Below are 15958 nucleotides of genomic sequence, written 5' to 3' on the forward strand. Positions count from 1 at the left end.
TAAGAAGGCATGGCACCCTAGGGTATAAAAGTCCCATGCAGTACGAACAATTTAATTAAACCCCGTGTCTACTTTATCGGGGTCAGATCACAGATCGAGAGGGTGGTTTTATTTTTTGTGTAATTAAACAAAGAACTTGCTACACATGAATTGTATTTTACTTTGTTCTAACCACTAACCACTAACCACTAACCACTAACCACTAACCACTAACCACTAACCACTAACCACTAACCACTAACCACTAACCACTAACCACTAACCACTTAATCTCCCCCTCCCATCGCTCAAAAATGCGACTCATCTTGTTTTGATAAGAATTGTTACATATTCGGTTTTATTGTTTTGCTCGAGAGGTTTATTATGGAGAAAGCGAAAAACTAATGATTAATTAGGTTTGCTAGTTTTTCGATAAATACATCAAAAAATAATTAGTACGGGACTCCCATGAAAAAAGTAACACTTACCGCGGCAAGTATTGCACTAGCCCTCGGTCTTGTTGGTTGTGGTGAAAAAGAACAAGAAACTAAAGCACCAGCAACTGCGGCCGTAACTGAAGCAAAAGCACCTTTAAATTCAGGTATTGAACTGGCGAACATGGACAAATCTGTTCGCGCACAAGATGACTTTTACTATCACGTAAACGGCGAATGGTTAGAGAAAACAGAAATTCCAGGTGATAAATCAAACTACGGTTCATTCACTCAGCTTTACGATGATTCGCAAAAAGCGATGAAAGAAGTATTAGAAAAAGCGGCGGCAAACACTAATGTTAAGCCGGGTTCTGATGAAGCTAAATTAGCTGCATTTTACAACAGCTACATGGACGAAGCAGGTCGTGAAGCGGCAGGTATCAAGCCATTATCACCAGTACTAGAAAGTGTTGATGCAGTTAAGAACAAGTCTGATTTAGTTGCTTTAATGGCTGAACTTCGCATTAAAGGCGGTAGCCTACCGTTTGGTTGGTACGTAAACAACGACGCGAAAAACTCTAGCGAAAACGCGATGTATGTTTATCAGTCTGGTTTAGGTTTACCAGATCGTGATTACTACCTAAAAGATGAAGAGAAATTCACAAAAATCCGTGAAGCTTACCAAGCATACGTAACAGCTATCTTAAGCAAAGCGGGTGTCGCTGATGCTGAAGCAGCAGCTAAAGATATCATTGCGCTTGAAACAAGCATTGCCGATGCGCAGTGGAGCCGTGTAGAAAGCCGTGATGCAACTAAATCTTACAACAAGATGAGCGTTGCAGATGCTAACAAACTTACAGGTGAGTTCGACTTTGCAGCTTACCTTGATGCATCAGGTATCAAAACTGAAGATGTCATCATTCGCCAACCTAGCTACCTAGAAAAATTCGCGGGTATCTACAGCGATACAGATTTAGCAACTTGGCAGAACTACCTTAAGTTCCACTTTGTTAGCAACTACGCTGCATTATTAAATAAAGAGCTAGTCGACCTTAACTTTGATTTCTACAGCACCACACTTCGCGGTGTAACAGAGCAATCACCTCTTTGGAAAAAAGCGGTTGATGCATCGAACGGTGTATTAGGTGAAATGCTAGGTAAAGTATACGTTAAAGACAACTTCCCACCTGAAGCGAAAGCGCGTATGGAAGAGTTAGTTGATAACGTAATCAAAGGTTATGCAGTTGCCATTGAAAACCTTGAGTGGATGAGCCCAGAAACAAAAATCGCGGCTAAAGAGAAACTTGATAAGTTCACGCCAAAAATCGGTTACCCAGATAAATGGAAAGACTATTCTGCACTTGAAGTTAAAGGTGACGACTTAGTAGGTAACTACATTCGCCACAGCGAGTGGGAATATGCAGATATGACCGCAAAACTAGGAAAGCCAGTTGACCGTTCTGAGTGGCACATGACACCACAAACAGTAAACGCTTACTACAACCCTGTGAACAACGAAATCGTATTCCCAGCGGCTATCTTACAACCGCCATTCTTCAACCTAGAAGCTGATGATGCTGTTAACTACGGTGCAATCGGTGCGGTAATCGGTCACGAATTAGGTCACGGCTTTGATGACCAAGGTGCGAAGTACGATGGTGACGGTAACTTACGTAACTGGTGGAGCGACTCAGACCTTAAACAGTTTGAAGAGCGCACAGGTCAGTTAGTTGCTCAGTATAACGAGTACAAACCATTTGAAGATGCAACGGTAAATGGTCAGCTTACATTAGGTGAAAACATTGGTGACTTAGGCGGCTTAACAGTTGCTTATACTGCTTATCAATTATCACTTGGTGATGAAAAAGCGCCTATCATTGATGGTTACACAGGTGATCAGCGTTTCTTCATGGGTTGGTCGCAAATTTGGCGTCGTAAATACCGTGACGAAGAGTTACGTAACCGCCTAATGACAGACCCTCATTCACCAAGCCACTACCGTGTAATCGGTATTCTTTCAAACATGCCAGAATTCTATCAGGCGTTTGATGTGAAAGAAGGCGACAAAATGTATATCAAACCAGAAGATCGCGTAAAAATCTGGTAATTGATTATCGATTTAAAAAAGGCTCTGAGTGAATGCTCAGAGCCTTTTTTGTTTTAGGAGCTGTCAGCTTTCAGTCGACATTTGATGTAGGCGTGAAATTTATTTCGCGCGATGTGTTTGTATTGAGTGGTGTTTAAGACGCGCCAAGCAAGCGTGACGCCTACGATTGATGTAGGCGTGAAATTTATTTCGCGCGATGTATTTGTATTGTGTGGTGTTTAAGACGCGCCAAGCAAGCGTGACGCCTACGATTGATGTAGGCGTGAAATTTATTTCGCGCGATGTTTTTGTATTGAGTGGTGTTTAAGACGCGCCAAGCAAGCGTGACGCATACGATTGATGTAGGCGCGAAATTTATTTCGCGCGATGTGTTTGTATTGTGTGGTGTTTAAGACGCGCCAAGCAAGCGTGACGCCTACGATTGATGTAGGCGTGAAATTTATTTCGCGCGATGTTTTTATATTGAGTGGTGTTTAAGACGCGCCAAGCAAGCGTGACGCATACGATTGATGTAGGCGTGAAATTTATTTCGCGCGATGGTTATGTATTGAGTGGTGTTTAAGACGCGCCAAGCAAGCGTGACGCCTACGATTGATGTAGGCGTGAAATTTATTTCGCGCGATATTTTTGTATTGCGAGGTTCAAGCATTTTTGGTGTAAATTGGCTAGGTGCATTATTTAGTTCTAAGATCAGGTTTTACCTTCAGGATTGATAGGTTTATGTTTTCGTCAAGGAAGAGACTTAAAGGGCGTACCTCACATTCAAATTGCTATTATTCAGTAACTCTTTGTTGTGAGAATCGAGTACCTATATTTGCCAACTACCAATATGCAGTTGATGCTGCTAAAGCAATTTACTATTTAGAAGATAAAGTAGAGACAATCTGCTTTGTCCTCATGCCTGACCATTTACATTGGGTATTTCAACTTCGCCCTCAGCAAAACTTATCAACAGTAATTAAGCTGTATAAAAGCAAGGTATCCATGTCTATTCGTAAGAGAAAAGGGCGGAAAGTCGTGGTTTGGCAAAGTAACTTTTATGATCATCAAATCAGAGATGAAAATGACCTAATACATCAAGCTCGATATCTAGTCGCAAACCCTCTACGCGCAAAATTAGTTAAGCACGTTGGCGATTACCCGTTTTGGAATTGTATTTGGTTGTAGGCGTGAATTTTATTTCACGCGGTGGTTGCGTGTTGTGTGGTGTTTAAGACGCGCCAAGCAAGCGTGACGCCTACGATTGATGTAGGCGTGAAATTTATTTCGCGCGTTGGTTTTGTGTTGTGTGATGTTTAAGACGCGCCAAGCAAGCGTGACGCCTACGGTTGCGGTAGGCGTGAAATTTATTTCGCGCGAAGAAATTAAACCATAATCGCATCTTTAAGATACTGGAATAACTCTTTGTAAGCTTTGGCAGGCTTTTCTGCTTGCACTTCTTTTGCGGCGCTACGCACTAATTGGCGCATTTTTTGGCGTTCAAGAGAAGGGTATTGATCAATTGTTGAATTGATCAGGTCGTCACCTTGTTTGATCAAATCATCACGCAGCATTTCAATCTTGTTCAACAAAACATCCGCTTGGTTGTTTTTGTTAAGCATGATGTCGATCATCGCTTGAATTTCATCAACGTTTTCTGTGGTACGTAATACTTTTGCTATGTAGTTTAGGTTACGACGATATGCATCGCTTTTGTCACTCACCTTATCAGAAACAACAAGGGCTTCTTTTAAATCGTGATTGAGTGGTAAACGATCGCGTTGCTTTTTCGGCATTTTCGCGATTTCAGCACCCAGACCATGATATTGCATGGCTTCACGTTTTAATTCGCTTTTTGATACGTAAATAATTTCTTCTTCGATAAGTGGCTTTTTCTTCTTCGCCATAAGGATGCTCATTCAGTAAACTTAACTATTCGCTATTATACGTCATTTAGTTAATGATTAATATTAGCTGATGCAGGTCTCGCAGTGTGATAGCATTCGTTACACTATAAAAAAATATCAGAACCTAGGACACACAAGATGAAAGATCCTATTTATCAACACATTTCTGAAGTGAAAGACGCAGTAAGCGAAGTGCTTGAGCATGCAAAAAAGCTCGGTGCAACAGCAGCAGAAGCGGCGATGTCGAGCACATCAGGTTTGTCTGTCAGCACGCGTATGGGCGAAGTTGAAACAATAGAGTTTAACCAGGACGGTGGCTTAGGTATCAGTGTTTATGTGGGTAATAACAAAGGTTCTGCTTCAACGGCAGACCTAAACCCTAAAACATTACGTACAGTGGTCGAAAAAGCCATTGATATTGCTAAGTTCACTTCTGACGACCCATTTAACGGTATCGCTGATAAAGAGTTGCTTGAGTTTGCACCGCTTGATTTAGATTTATACCACCCGTGGGAAGTAAGCCCAGAGCAAGGTATTGAGCTTTGTCATCAAGCAGAGCAGGCGGCATTAAACGCTGATGAGCGTATTGTAAATTCAGACGGTGCGAGTTTTTCTTCTCACCAAGGTCTACGTGTTTATGGTAACAGCCATGGCATGATTGCAGGTTACCCACGTACGCGTCATAGCATTAGCACTATGGTGATTGGTAAAGATGGCGAGCAAATGCAGCGCGATTCAGCCTATACCGTAGCGCGCCATAAAGATGATTTAAATGACGCTGCAAAAGTGGGTCTTGAAGCCGCAACCGAAACCTTAGCTAAGCTTAATAGCCAAAAGCTAGGTACTATGAAAGTGCCTGTAATCTTTAGAGCAGATATTGCTAACTCATTGTTTGGCCATTTAGTGTCGGCGATTGGTGGTGGCGCGCTTTATCGTAAATCGAGCTTCTTGCTTGATAGCTTAGGGACTAAAGTATTTAGCGATTGCGTGAATATCTCTGAGCGCCCGCATTTATTAAGAGGTTTAGCGTCTTCGCCGTTTGATGCTGAAGGTTTAAAAACTGTAGACCGTGAAATTATTCAAGGTGGTGAGCTGCAAACTTATCTATTAGCTAGCTACGCGGCACGCAAACTATCGATGACACCAACAGGTCATGCTGGTGGTATTCATAACTGGCTAGTTGAACAAACTCATGCCGATTTAAAAGCGCTATTAAAAACTATGGGCACAGGTTTATTAGTAACTGAGCTTATGGGCCAAGGTGTGAACACCGTAACCGGTGATTACTCACGTGGCGCAGCTGGCTTCTGGGTTGAAAATGGTGAAATCCAATACCCAGTCAGTGAAATCACGATTGCTGGTAACTTAAAAGACATGTTTAAAGCGGTAGTAGGCTTAGGTGGCGACATCGAGCGTCGCGGTGGTATTCAAACAGGCTCTGTATTGATTGAACAAATGCAGGTTGCAGGTAGTTGATTCATCAATAACTACTCAATTTTTAAAGCCTCACGTTTGTGGGGCTTTTTTATTTGAAAAAACGCTTTACCTAAACTTAACTTGAGGTTTTATCTTGGTGGCAGTTTAAAAATAAAAAGGAAAACTACCATGTATTTAGAGCACGTAAACCTTGTTGTAAGTAATGTTGATGCCATGCTGCACTTTTATAAAGCCGCATTCCCACATTGGCGTGTGCGTAGCCAAGGTGATAGCACATGGTCAGGCAAACCGCGTAAATGGCTGCACTTTGGTGATGATTACCAATACCTTGCATTAAGCGATAACGGTGAAGCTGAAAACCGTGATTTAGCCGGTCACCAAGTGGGCCTGGCTCATTTTGCCTATGTGACAAACGACATTAATGCTGTAGTTGAGCGTCTGGTTTCAGCTGGTTATGAAATTGATAAACACGGCCCAGAAAACCCATATCGTAAAAATGTATATTTCATCGACCCCGCAGGCTTTGAAGTTGAGTTTGTAGAGTATTTTAGTGATATCCCGAGTGAGAGGAATAATGACCAGTGAAGCTTTAAGCCATAAGCTGTAAGTTTTAAGTTGAACAGTGTTGTTTGTGGGTCTTTACCAAAGGCCTGCCTCGTAGGAGGTACTTTAGTGCCGAAAATTTAAGGAGCCATCAGCTTTCAGTTGTCAGTTTTGAGCCGAGCTGTGTTGTTTATGGGTCAGACATAGGTTGATGGAATAGCGTTGTATGTAAGACGCGCCAAGCAAGCGTGACGCCTACGGTTGATGTAGGCGTGAAATTTATTTCGCGCGTTATCTTATTATATTGCACGATGTAAAACTGCGGCTACGATAACTAGCACCTAGCACCTAGCACCTAGCACCTTTACTGCACCTTATTCATTTCTTTCCAACTGGCTTTTAGGCTGTTGGCAAAGCTGATGAACTTTTCTTTCATGGTGCGTTTTACTTTGATCTCAACTGAGCCTAGCCATACATTACCTTCAATGGTGATGGTTGGGCCTTGGCCTTTATTTAAGGCAACTGATTTGTTTTCTACGCTGCCAATCACACTAAATAGTTTAGATACCACATTGACATGTTCTGGCACGTAGATTTCGTCGCTACCTAAAATACAGTTCACATAAATGGTGACATGCTGATGTTGGAAAATCGCTTCGCTAAAGTCGAGTTCGATTGAACCTAAGCAGTTTGTAAGGTGAATTTCTTTTGGTACCACCCATTGGCCGCTACGCTCATTTGAACCCAAAATGCTTCGAAGCTGCAGGCTCTCGTTGTCGCTGCTATGGCTGTAGTGAGGTTTAAATTGCGCATGCTTTTGCGATTTGTAGTCAATATCTGCTTTCAGATCTAAATCAGCAACAAGCTCAACGAGTACTTCGTTGCTGGTGGCCGCCATTGCTTGGTCTAGGCGGCGTTCAAATGCTTCAGCTGAAATAACAGCATGACTGTAGTTATAAATGAGTTGATCAATAACTTCTTCTCTTACTTGATCGATTGGGCGATCTTCAAGTTTAACGGCCATGGTAGTTCCCTGTTGTGATTATCAAAGTGATTTTTCTGTTATTCGTTATGTGCAAAGCTTAGGCCAAAGTTTATTTCTTTATAAATCAGTTTGTTGTGTTTTTAGCTGAATTAGCAACTTCGTTAAATTAACCACAGATTAATAAAATCAGCAACTAAATGGTTATTTTTGCAACATTGTGAACATCTTACCGAGCAGCTTGTAAATCTTTACCGAAATGAATATAAATCACCGCTGAATAAGCTTTTAACTAACTGAAAAATATGAAATAAATAATTGGCATCATAGTCGCATTAGTAAAACTGTCTTTAATCAAAAGGAGAAAGATTATGAACACTTTTAACAAATCTATGATTGCCGCTTTAGTAATTGGTGCAACTAGCATGTCAGCTCAGGCAAGCAGCTGGGAAAATGAAAGTAAAGATGCTTGGATTGATGGTAAGGCAGAAACTGTGCTTCTTATGAACACAAACCTTAACAACTTTGATATCAACACTGATGTAACGAATGGCAAGGTTGTATTAACAGGTAAAGTTGATAGCGAATTAGATAAAGAGCTTGCTGAAGAGCTGGTTCTTAGCCTAGATGGCGTTAGCTCTGTAGATAACAAACTAACGGTTGTTAAAAACATGAAGGCTAAGAAGATGAAAGCAGATAAAGCTGATTCAGCCGAAAGCGATTTAACCGATGCAAAAATAAGTACTGTAATCACAACACGTTATTTATTTAACTCAGAAGTGGGTGGTACCGATATCGATGTTGATACCGACAACGGTGTAGTAACACTGAAAGGTACTGTTGAGTCTGATGCAGAAAAGCAATTAGCAATCAGCATTGCTGAAAATGCTGAAGATGTTCGCAAAGTAATCGATGAATTAACGATTGTCGCTGAATAATAGCAAGCCCTATATAGCCCAGCTTTGGCTGGGCTTATCTTTTTCAAGGAGTGAGTCATGGATTTAATACGTATTATTTTATCGGTTTTAATTCCACCTCTCGGCGTATTTTTACAGGTAGGTTTAGGTGCGCAGTTCTGGATTAATATTCTTTTAACCTTATTAGGGTACATTCCAGGTTTGATTCATGCTGTGTATATCATCGCTAAGCGATAATCACCGCATTAATTAGCAAGGATGGGTAATGGAGCACAGCAAGGAAGGGCTGTAGGAGTAACGGACGATAAACCGCAAGGAGTTTACAGTATGGACAATGTAGCTAAGCACAAAGGACAACAAGGAAGTAACAAGGCGTTATGGAGTAGCGCACAATGGCAACGCTTTATGGATAAAGTGAACGGAAATGACAGCAAGGAATAAGCTTAGGCTGGGAGCCAAACAGGATGAAGCTAGCGTAAGGAGGGGACTATATGGAACAAGTACAAACGCAACCAACACAAGGATTGACCGACAAAGGAGTTGCTTTATGGAACAAGCAACAGTGGCACGAATTTATGGAACACGCGAAAGCGGTTGCGCCACGATTAACAGGGAAGGCTGACGATAAAAACCCGATGTCATCTTCAGGTGACATCGGGTTTTTAACTACTTCAGCAATTTATCTTTATAACTTAAATTGATTAACAGTCTTATTTAAAGACGCAGCTAATTCATTCAAATCACGTGCTTCATCCGCCAATTCATGGGCATGATCCGCAGTGCTATTCACTAAGTGATTAATCGCTGCCAAGCTATTGTTGATATCTTCTGCAACCACAGTTTGCTGTTCTGTCGAAGTCGCAATTTGATGACTTTGATCTTGCACATTTGTCACTGATTGCGCGATATCTTGTAGAGCTTGCAATACAATTTGTGTTTGCTCAACTGAGCCTTCAGCACGTTCTTGACCTTGTTGCATCATGGTTGATGCTTGTTGAGCAATTTGCTGTAAACGGCTGATCATATTGCGAATATCATCAGTAGATTCTTGCGTTCTGCTTGCCAGTGAACGAACTTCGTCGGCAACAACTGCGAAGCCTCGGCCTTGCTCACCTGCACGGGCAGCTTCTATCGCCGCGTTTAGTGCGAGTAAGTTGGTTTGCTCAGCGATTGAGTTGATAACATCAACCACCGCGCCGATATTGCCACTTTCTTGCTCAAGACCCGCAACGACTTTAGATGCTTCACCGATGTGACTCGCCAGAGCGGTCATTACTGACTGAGCTTGAGTCGAGCGTTTAGTGCCATCTGCAGTAATAGTTTGTACTTCTTCAGCGGCATTATTAGTGTGCTGGGCATTACGCGAGATTTCCATCACCGTAGAAGCCATTTCGGTTACAGCCGCACTCACACTGTCAACTTGTTGCTTTTCTTGCTGAATTTCATCGTTCGTTTTTTGCGAAACAATTTTCAACTGACTCGCAGCTTGGCTTAGTTGCTCAGCCTGCGCGGCAGTATTAAGCATCATCGCGCGCAATTTATCGATGAAGGTGTTCATGTGATGAGCAAGTTGACCAACTTCGTCATGACTCTTGATTTCGATTTTTTGTGTTAAATCGCCATCACCTGATGCGATATCACGCATGATGTAAGTCAGTTTAGTCAGTGGCTTGGTGATCATTTGCGTGGCCCAGAAGATCATCGCAATGATAATCGCGATAATGATGATCACTGAGGTTGTGGTTGTCATCACCGCATCGTTTACTGGCTCATCAATCATACTGGTTGGTATTAAAATACCCACGTACCAATCAAGGTAAGGGGTTTCTAATTCAAGGCGGTTGTATACAACGTAATATTGCTCACCTTTGAAAGTCACAAAGCTACTACCATCTTTTTGGCTTTTCATCGCGCGGTTTAATTCGCTAAAGCCTGAAGTGTCGCTAAATTGTTTTTCGAGGGCATCTAAACCTTCTTTGCCATTCGGACCTTCGTCAGTCACAGACAGCTTGTGGCCAGTGCGTTTAGAAAAATGCACAACCTTTTGGTTGCCATCAAGCAAGAAACCAAAGCCTTGGCCATTAAAGCGAATAGCTTCAACCATGTCGTTGATATTATTAAGCTGTAAATCAACACCACCAAAGCCAACAAGCTTGTTTTGTTTATAAACAGGTTGTTGTACAACTGCAGAGGCATTACCTGTTGTTAAATCCACAGAAATTGGGCCTACATAGAGTTTGTTGATCTTTAAAGCGTCTTGCCACCAACCACGTTTATATGCGTAGTAAGGTTGGCCGTTGTAATGAGTGGTACGCTCGTTTTCTTTGAAATACTCACCTGTTGTTGCAGATGCAAAGAAGGCAGATAAGATGTTGTCATCGTTGCCACTGATACGGACAAAATCTTGATTAACGCTGTCGTATCCAGGCTGGTTATCAAGGCTTTGGTCACGTTTAGTCCAGTTGTCGAACCAATTCACTAAATGCGGATTTGTCACGAAGGTTTGTACTACTTTACCGTATTTGGCAAAGTAACCTTGCATTGAAAGTCGCTCACTCTGTAAATAGCTGTCGGCTTCGCGTTGAATAGCTTGGCGCGATAGATCAGCAATATGGCTAACAAAAAAACTAGACGCGATGATCAGTAGTACACTTATCGTCCCGCCGATGAGTAGTAATATTTTTTTACGTAAAGAGAGGTTATTTAACATAGGTGCACGTGTTTTTATTATCGGGTAGAGTTACCTATCTAATCATATTTGCACCCAAATCGCTACACTGCAAAGCGATGGTTATTAATAAAATATTACATAATACATAAGGTAAGTTACTAAATGGCTGTTAGTGATAACAAAATAGTAGTGTTAGGCGCAGGTTGGCTCGGCCAAGCTCTTTGTATTAAGGCAAAAGAATTAGCATGGCAAGTGCAAGGCACGCACCGTAGTCGCGAGCACGAACATGATTTTCAGCGTCAGTTTGCGTTTCTTAGCGATGAGCTTGTACATGATGTATCGCTTGAAGAGGCATGGTGGGTGTGTGCAATTCCACCGCGTAGTCGCAGCTCAGAAAGTAATTATTTAGCCACTCTGCAAGCAGGGCTTGAGCTTGCCAAGCAGCTAAAGTGTAAAGGCTTTATTTTATGTTCTTCGACAGGTGTTTACCCTGCTGATAATGGTCATTACGACGAAAGCACAGCAATTAATTGCCAATCAGCACGTCAACAACAGCTATTTGATGCTGAGCAGTTAGTGCTAAGTGCCGGTGGTAAAGTATTGCGTTTGGCAGGTTTAGTCGGGCCTGGGCGCGATCCAGGAAAGTTTGTTGCTGGTAAAGAGCTGTCTAGTTCAAGTCAGCAAGTGGTGAACATGGTACAGCAGCAAGACGTGATAGCGGCGATTTTTTCTGTACTCGAAAATTGGTCTAGCGCGAGCAGCATTTATAATGTGGTAAATCCGGCACATCCAATAAAAGCGGATTACTACCAGCAAAAATGCACTGAGCAGGGTAATCAACCACCCACTTTTACCAACCATGATAAAGGCGAACGTATCATTGATGGCTCGGCGATTGAGTCACTGAGTTTTCGTTATCAAGCGCCTATTTAACTACTTTTTAAAAGTAAGGTGGCCACCCAGTCGGTATTTACTACCCGGCGAGACTAAGCGCGCAAAGCTTACTATACCTTGCGATGACCACGTTCGGCGGATCACTTGTAAGCATGGCTCTTCGTTGTAAAGGTTGAGCCATTCACACATTTCTTGGTTGGGCATGATCGCTTCGACCGTGTGGCGAGCCTCGGTGAGCGGGGCATTTTGCGATAAGTATTCATGGGGTGTTAGGCTGTGAAAATCTTGTTGTAAGTAATCTTTAGCAAGAGCAGGGTTCACAAAACGCTCCTCAACCTGCAAAGGTTGCTCGTTTTCATTGTGCACAATCACACTTCGATAAACGTGGCTGTCGACTTCGACACCCAAAGCAATTGCGATGGGGGCGATTGCGCGAATAGATTCCATTACTAAAATTGTACAACTGTAATCACTGTTTCGTGCCTTAACTTCATCGGCAATGTTTTTGATTTCTAATAATGATGATTGTGATTTGAAGCTGGCAACAAAAGTACCTTGGCCTTGGCTGCGAGTTAAAATTCCGGCATCGGTTAATTCACATAGCGCGCGCCTTGCTGTCATACGGCTAACTTGAAATTGGCTGGTGAGTTCGTTTTCAGAAGGGACGCGGTCGTTTTCTTGCCATTCTCCCGATTGAATATTTTCCAGAATGAATTCTTTTATTTGCGCAAACTTAGGGACGCTCATTATGAAAAGTTTATTTATAAGTTAACAGTGTGTTACAAGGTGACATAATTTCCTTGTATATACAAGACGAGTTGATAAACTTTAAGCAAATTAAAATCTAGGCTCTCGTTGAGTCTTTTGCAAGCATCAAAATAGGTGAAAAATGCACACAACCAACAATGACCAAGCGCTCTGGGATTTAGTGATCACAGATGCCAATATCGCCACAATGGATCCTGCTGTTGATGCACCATACGGCGCCATTGAAAATGCAGCAATTGCCGTTAAAGATGGCAAAATTGCCTGGTTAGGTGCACAAACCGATTTACCAAAGTTTGATGCGCTAGCAACGCCTACCGTGTCTGCAAAAGGGCAGTGGTTAACCCCCGGGTTGATTGATTGTCACACTCACTTAGTATTTGCCGGTAGCCGCGCAGAAGAATTTGAGCAGCGTTTACAAGGTGTGAGCTATGAGCAAATCGCTGCTAATGGTGGCGGCATAGCAAGCACCGTGCGTGCAACCCGCGAAGCTGATCACGAAAGCTTATTTGTCAGTGCAAAAGAGCGTTTAAATGCGTTATACGCAGAAGGCGTGACGACGGTAGAGATTAAATCTGGCTATGGTCTTGATTGCGAAAACGAAATTAAGCTACTCGAAGTGGCTCGTTTACTCGGTGAAAATCACCCGGTTGATGTTAAAACCACGTTTTTAGGTGCCCATGCATTACCACCAGAATATAAAGGCCGTAGCGATGAATACATAGAGCTTGTTTGCGGTGAAATGCTTGACCGTGTTGTTGAAGCTGATTTAGCTGATGCAGTTGATGCTTTTTGTGAAAACGTTGGCTTTAGCAACGAGCAAACTCGCCGAGTGTTTGAAGCGGCTAAAAAGCACAACTTACCGGTTAAGTTGCACGCTGAGCAGCTATCTAATCAACATGGTGCAGAGCTTGTTGCAGAGTTTAATGGCTTATCTGCGGATCATATTGAACACTTAGATGAAGCTGGCATTCAAGCAATGGCCAAAGCGGGCACTGCAGCGGTATTGTTACCGGGTGCATTTTACTTTTTACGCGAAACAAAATATCCGCCAATCGAGCTACTCCAGCAGTACCAAGTTCCGATCGCCATTTCAACTGACTTTAACCCTGGCACTTCACCATTATGTTCATTGCACTTAATGATGAATATGGCATGCACTATTTTCCGTATGACACCAGAGCAGGCGTTAGCTGGTGTAACACGAAACGCTGCGGGTGCCTTGGGTCTTGACGATCGTGGCGTGTTAAAAGTAGGGGCTCGAGCTGATATTGCTCATTGGCAAATATCCCACCCAGCACAATTAAGTTACCAATTCGGCGTAAATAAACTGTTAAATCTGTGGATTTTGGGTAGACTTAGTTAGATAAGTTTTATTACGCAGTTTGGATTACATGTCATTGATTTTTAGTTTAGCGAGTAGCAGCACCCAACTCGTAAATTTAACAAGTGATGTTGTGCCAGTGTTTTTAGCTGGTAGCGTTTTTATGGCAATGATCTGTGCCTTATGCGTAACCCGTAACCCAATTTTAAGGCTAAGCCTAGTCGTTAATGGCGTATTAGGTTTAGCAATTTTAAGCTTAGGCTTACCTTGGCTAGTTATTTTACTCGCTTTAAGTTTATGCTTTCATTTATGGCAAGCATTTCGCACCACAAATTGGCTTGCCATAATATTGAGTGTCGCCGCCGCTATTTCGTTTGCGGTTTTATACTCTGCCCATCTATTACTCGACAACGCTTTATATTGGCTTGTGTTTTCAGTAGTTATTTTATCTGTTTCAGGTTTTTTCAATTATGAAGAGCCAGAGGATGAAGAGCAGGTTGAAATTGAGCCGCTCCATAATGATGACTTAGATGCCACTCCTCTCACTGGCTTACCGGATCGTAATGCGCTAAAAAATACGTTTGTTGCTTGGAGCGAAGAACACTCAGCAAACTGCGCGTTAGTGATGATCCGCCTTGAAGGTTTTAACGATGTTAACCAGCATATTGGTCGTGACTTTGGGGATTTATTATTAGCGCAATCGGCAACACGTATTAAACAGCAACTCAGTGTTGATGCTGTGCTTAGCATGCCAAGTTCTGCTGGAAAGGCTGAAAAGCTGGCACATTTAGGGGGCTTAAACTTTGCTTTTATTTGCTCGCTTGAAGAGCAAAAGCATCTTCATGAGCAGCTGATAAGCCAAATTAGGCAAGTAACATTAAAGCCATTCAACGTTGCTAATTGTACGATTGAAGTTAAAGTACGCGCCAGTTATGTGAACTGTGACGAACCAGAGTATAGCTTCGAGAACCTGATTTCATTTGCCAACCTTGCCCTTGATTCAAACCCTGAGCGAGCTATTGTGCCTTATCATCCGCAAATGATGATCGAGCAATTAGAACAGCAAGCACGCCTGCGCGAATTAGCTCACCTCGATTTTGCCAGCGAACTTGAGCTTTATTTTCAGCCGGTTATTCGTAATAGCGACGAGCAAATTGAATTTTTAGAATTGCTGTTACGTTGGCAGCATCCTAAACAAGGCATTCTTTCGGCGAACAAATTTATTGATGATATTCGTGTTGCTGGCCTAAGTTACCCTGTTGCTGCGTATGTTATTGAGCGGGCTGCTGAGCTTGCCATGGCGCTACGTATGGAAGGCATTGAATTGCCTCTAAGTATTAATGTGTTTGGCCCAGAAATGCTGCACGAAGAGTTTATTGAATTTGTCGATCGCATTATGACTGAGCACCGCTTAGAGCCGGGTGATTTAATTATTGAATGCCCGCTCGATTTATTTATGAGCTTAGATGACCAAGGTAAAGCCATGGTCGCAAGGCTAAATAGCATTGGTATTAAGCTGTGTATTGATGGCTTTGGTGACACGCCTATTTGGCTTGCTAAGCTGCCTAATCTTAATGTTGAGTATATCAAAGTGGCTGCTTCACTAACTGCTGATTTTGCACATCAAAGCCAAGTGCGAAGCCTAGTCTCTGGCATGGTGGATATGCATAATCAAAATAATGCCAAGGTGATTTGTGAAGGGGTAGAAACCCTAGAGCAACTTAAGTTTGTTAAATCGTTGAACACCTACGCCGCCCAGGGTTATTACTTTAATTACCCGCTTAGCAGCGTAGGCATGATGTCGTGGTTAAAACAGTGGCGGTTAGAGCATCAGGGGGAAAGTTAGCGCTGTCATATTGACAGTTAGCGAGTTGCTAGGGGAAAGAGTAAAGTTAGCGAACGGCTTGACTAAGATGGTGGGCTGTTTAGAGTTTACTCTTTCTAACTTTACTCTTTCTAACTTTACTCTTTCTAACTTTACTCTTTCTAACTTTCTAACTTTCTAACTTTCTAACTTTC

Annotated in this window: 14 protein-coding genes; 10 read left to right on the forward strand and 4 right to left on the reverse strand. The window is 42.4% G+C overall.

Annotated elements, in window-relative coordinates; translation table 11 throughout:
• Positions 1–447: 447 nt before the first annotated feature.
• Together C2M25_RS21040 and C2M25_RS21045 are read left to right on the forward strand one after the other, a co-directional pair.
• Positions 448–2520: a M13 family metallopeptidase gene (locus C2M25_RS21040; RefSeq protein ID WP_105182065.1), complete on the forward strand. Its 2073-nt coding sequence runs from the start codon at positions 448–450 to the stop codon at positions 2518–2520.
• Positions 2521–3240: 720 nt separating this feature from the next.
• Positions 3241–3687, forward strand: a complete 447-nt coding sequence (locus C2M25_RS21045; RefSeq protein ID WP_105182066.1) for an REP-associated tyrosine transposase — start codon at positions 3241–3243, stop codon at positions 3685–3687.
• A gap of 197 nt (positions 3688–3884) precedes the next feature.
• Here the strand turns inward: C2M25_RS21045 and yjgA are convergent, their stop codons facing one another.
• Positions 3885–4406 carry a ribosome biogenesis factor YjgA gene (yjgA, locus tag C2M25_RS21050; protein WP_063700007.1) on the reverse strand — a complete coding sequence of 174 codons (522 nt, stop codon included), beginning with the start codon at positions 4404–4406 and terminating at the stop codon, positions 3885–3887.
• A 138-nt stretch (positions 4407–4544) separates the two neighbouring features.
• Here yjgA and pmbA point away from each other — a divergent pair, with 138 nt between their 5' ends.
• Both pmbA and C2M25_RS21060 read left to right on the forward strand, forming a co-directional pair.
• On the forward strand, positions 4545–5882 hold the full coding sequence (pmbA, locus tag C2M25_RS21055; RefSeq protein WP_063699980.1) for a metalloprotease PmbA: 1338 nt from the start codon (positions 4545–4547) through the stop codon (positions 5880–5882).
• A gap of 129 nt (positions 5883–6011) precedes the next feature.
• Positions 6012–6428, forward strand: coding sequence for a VOC family protein (locus C2M25_RS21060; protein ID WP_105182067.1), 417 nt, complete (start codon positions 6012–6014; stop codon positions 6426–6428).
• 322 nt (positions 6429–6750) lie between these two features.
• Here the strand turns inward: C2M25_RS21060 and C2M25_RS21065 are convergent, their stop codons facing one another.
• On the reverse strand, positions 6751–7410 hold the full coding sequence (locus C2M25_RS21065) for a LiaF domain-containing protein (RefSeq protein ID WP_063699976.1): 660 nt from the start codon (positions 7408–7410) through the stop codon (positions 6751–6753).
• A 329-nt stretch (positions 7411–7739) separates the two neighbouring features.
• Between C2M25_RS21065 and C2M25_RS21070 the strand changes: the two genes are divergently transcribed.
• From C2M25_RS21070 to C2M25_RS21085, 3 genes are all read left to right on the forward strand, one after another.
• Positions 7740–8306 carry a BON domain-containing protein gene (locus C2M25_RS21070; protein WP_105174978.1) on the forward strand — a complete coding sequence of 189 codons (567 nt, stop codon included), beginning with the start codon at positions 7740–7742 and terminating at the stop codon, positions 8304–8306.
• Positions 8307–8363: 57 nt separating this feature from the next.
• Positions 8364–8522: a YqaE/Pmp3 family membrane protein gene (locus C2M25_RS21075; RefSeq protein WP_064971745.1), complete on the forward strand. Its 159-nt coding sequence runs from the start codon at positions 8364–8366 to the stop codon at positions 8520–8522.
• A 254-nt stretch (positions 8523–8776) separates the two neighbouring features.
• On the forward strand, positions 8777–8986 hold the full coding sequence (locus tag C2M25_RS21085) for a hypothetical protein (protein WP_058583864.1): 210 nt from the start codon (positions 8777–8779) through the stop codon (positions 8984–8986).
• Here C2M25_RS21085 and C2M25_RS21090 read toward each other — a convergent pair.
• The gene (locus C2M25_RS21090; protein ID WP_105182068.1) at positions 8971–10995 is read right to left on the reverse strand and encodes a methyl-accepting chemotaxis protein; all 2025 of its coding nucleotides are present in this window, start codon (positions 10993–10995) and stop codon (positions 8971–8973) included. The two genes, C2M25_RS21085 and C2M25_RS21090, sit on opposite strands and share 16 nt — an antisense overlap.
• 123 nt (positions 10996–11118) lie before the next feature.
• On the opposite strand from C2M25_RS21090, the gene C2M25_RS21095 reads away from it, so the two are divergent.
• A complete protein-coding gene (locus C2M25_RS21095; protein ID WP_105182069.1) occupies positions 11119–11889 on the forward strand; it encodes an NADP-binding protein in 771 nt (256 codons plus the stop codon).
• Here the strand turns inward: C2M25_RS21095 and hutC are convergent, their stop codons facing one another.
• Positions 11890–12597, reverse strand: a complete 708-nt coding sequence (gene hutC, locus C2M25_RS21100; protein WP_105182070.1) for a histidine utilization repressor — start codon at positions 12595–12597, stop codon at positions 11890–11892.
• A 142-nt stretch (positions 12598–12739) separates the two neighbouring features.
• Between hutC and hutI the strand changes: the two genes are divergently transcribed.
• Both hutI and C2M25_RS21110 read left to right on the forward strand, forming a co-directional pair.
• Entirely contained in the window at positions 12740–13981 is a 1242-nt protein-coding gene (hutI, locus tag C2M25_RS21105) for an imidazolonepropionase (protein WP_105174975.1), read from the forward strand.
• A gap of 121 nt (positions 13982–14102) precedes the next feature.
• The gene (locus C2M25_RS21110; RefSeq protein ID WP_171038290.1) at positions 14103–15785 is read left to right on the forward strand and encodes a GGDEF domain-containing phosphodiesterase; all 1683 of its coding nucleotides are present in this window, start codon (positions 14103–14105) and stop codon (positions 15783–15785) included.
• The last annotated feature ends 173 nt before the right edge of the window (positions 15786–15958 follow it).

It is taken from the genome of Pseudoalteromonas sp. T1lg21, from assembly GCF_002964625.1.
In the GTDB taxonomy this organism is placed as follows: Bacteria; Pseudomonadota; Gammaproteobacteria; order Enterobacterales; family Alteromonadaceae; genus Pseudoalteromonas; species Pseudoalteromonas gelatinilytica.

Coding starts and splice junctions, on each gene's coding strand:
- C2M25_RS21085 (WP_058583864.1), top strand. CDS start 8,777: ATGGAACAAGTACAAACGCAACCAACACAAGGATTGACCGACAAAGGA.
- C2M25_RS21065 (WP_063699976.1), bottom strand. CDS start 7,410: ATGGCCGTTAAACTTGAAGATCGCCCAATCGATCAAGTAAGAGAAGAA.
- C2M25_RS21110 (WP_171038290.1), top strand. CDS start 14,103: ATGGCAATGATCTGTGCCTTATGCGTAACCCGTAACCCAATTTTAAGG.
- C2M25_RS21040 (WP_105182065.1), top strand. CDS start 448: ATGAAAAAAGTAACACTTACCGCGGCAAGTATTGCACTAGCCCTCGGT.
- C2M25_RS21090 (WP_105182068.1), bottom strand. CDS start 10,995: ATGTTAAATAACCTCTCTTTACGTAAAAAAATATTACTACTCATCGGC.
- pmbA (WP_063699980.1), top strand. CDS start 4,545: ATGAAAGATCCTATTTATCAACACATTTCTGAAGTGAAAGACGCAGTA.
- yjgA (WP_063700007.1), bottom strand. CDS start 4,406: ATGGCGAAGAAGAAAAAGCCACTTATCGAAGAAGAAATTATTTACGTA.
- C2M25_RS21045 (WP_105182066.1), top strand. CDS start 3,241: ATGTTTTCGTCAAGGAAGAGACTTAAAGGGCGTACCTCACATTCAAAT.
- C2M25_RS21095 (WP_105182069.1), top strand. CDS start 11,119: ATGGCTGTTAGTGATAACAAAATAGTAGTGTTAGGCGCAGGTTGGCTC.
- C2M25_RS21075 (WP_064971745.1), top strand. CDS start 8,364: ATGGATTTAATACGTATTATTTTATCGGTTTTAATTCCACCTCTCGGC.
- hutC (WP_105182070.1), bottom strand. CDS start 12,597: ATGAGCGTCCCTAAGTTTGCGCAAATAAAAGAATTCATTCTGGAAAAT.
- C2M25_RS21060 (WP_105182067.1), top strand. CDS start 6,012: ATGTATTTAGAGCACGTAAACCTTGTTGTAAGTAATGTTGATGCCATG.
- hutI (WP_105174975.1), top strand. CDS start 12,740: ATGCACACAACCAACAATGACCAAGCGCTCTGGGATTTAGTGATCACA.
- C2M25_RS21070 (WP_105174978.1), top strand. CDS start 7,740: ATGAACACTTTTAACAAATCTATGATTGCCGCTTTAGTAATTGGTGCA.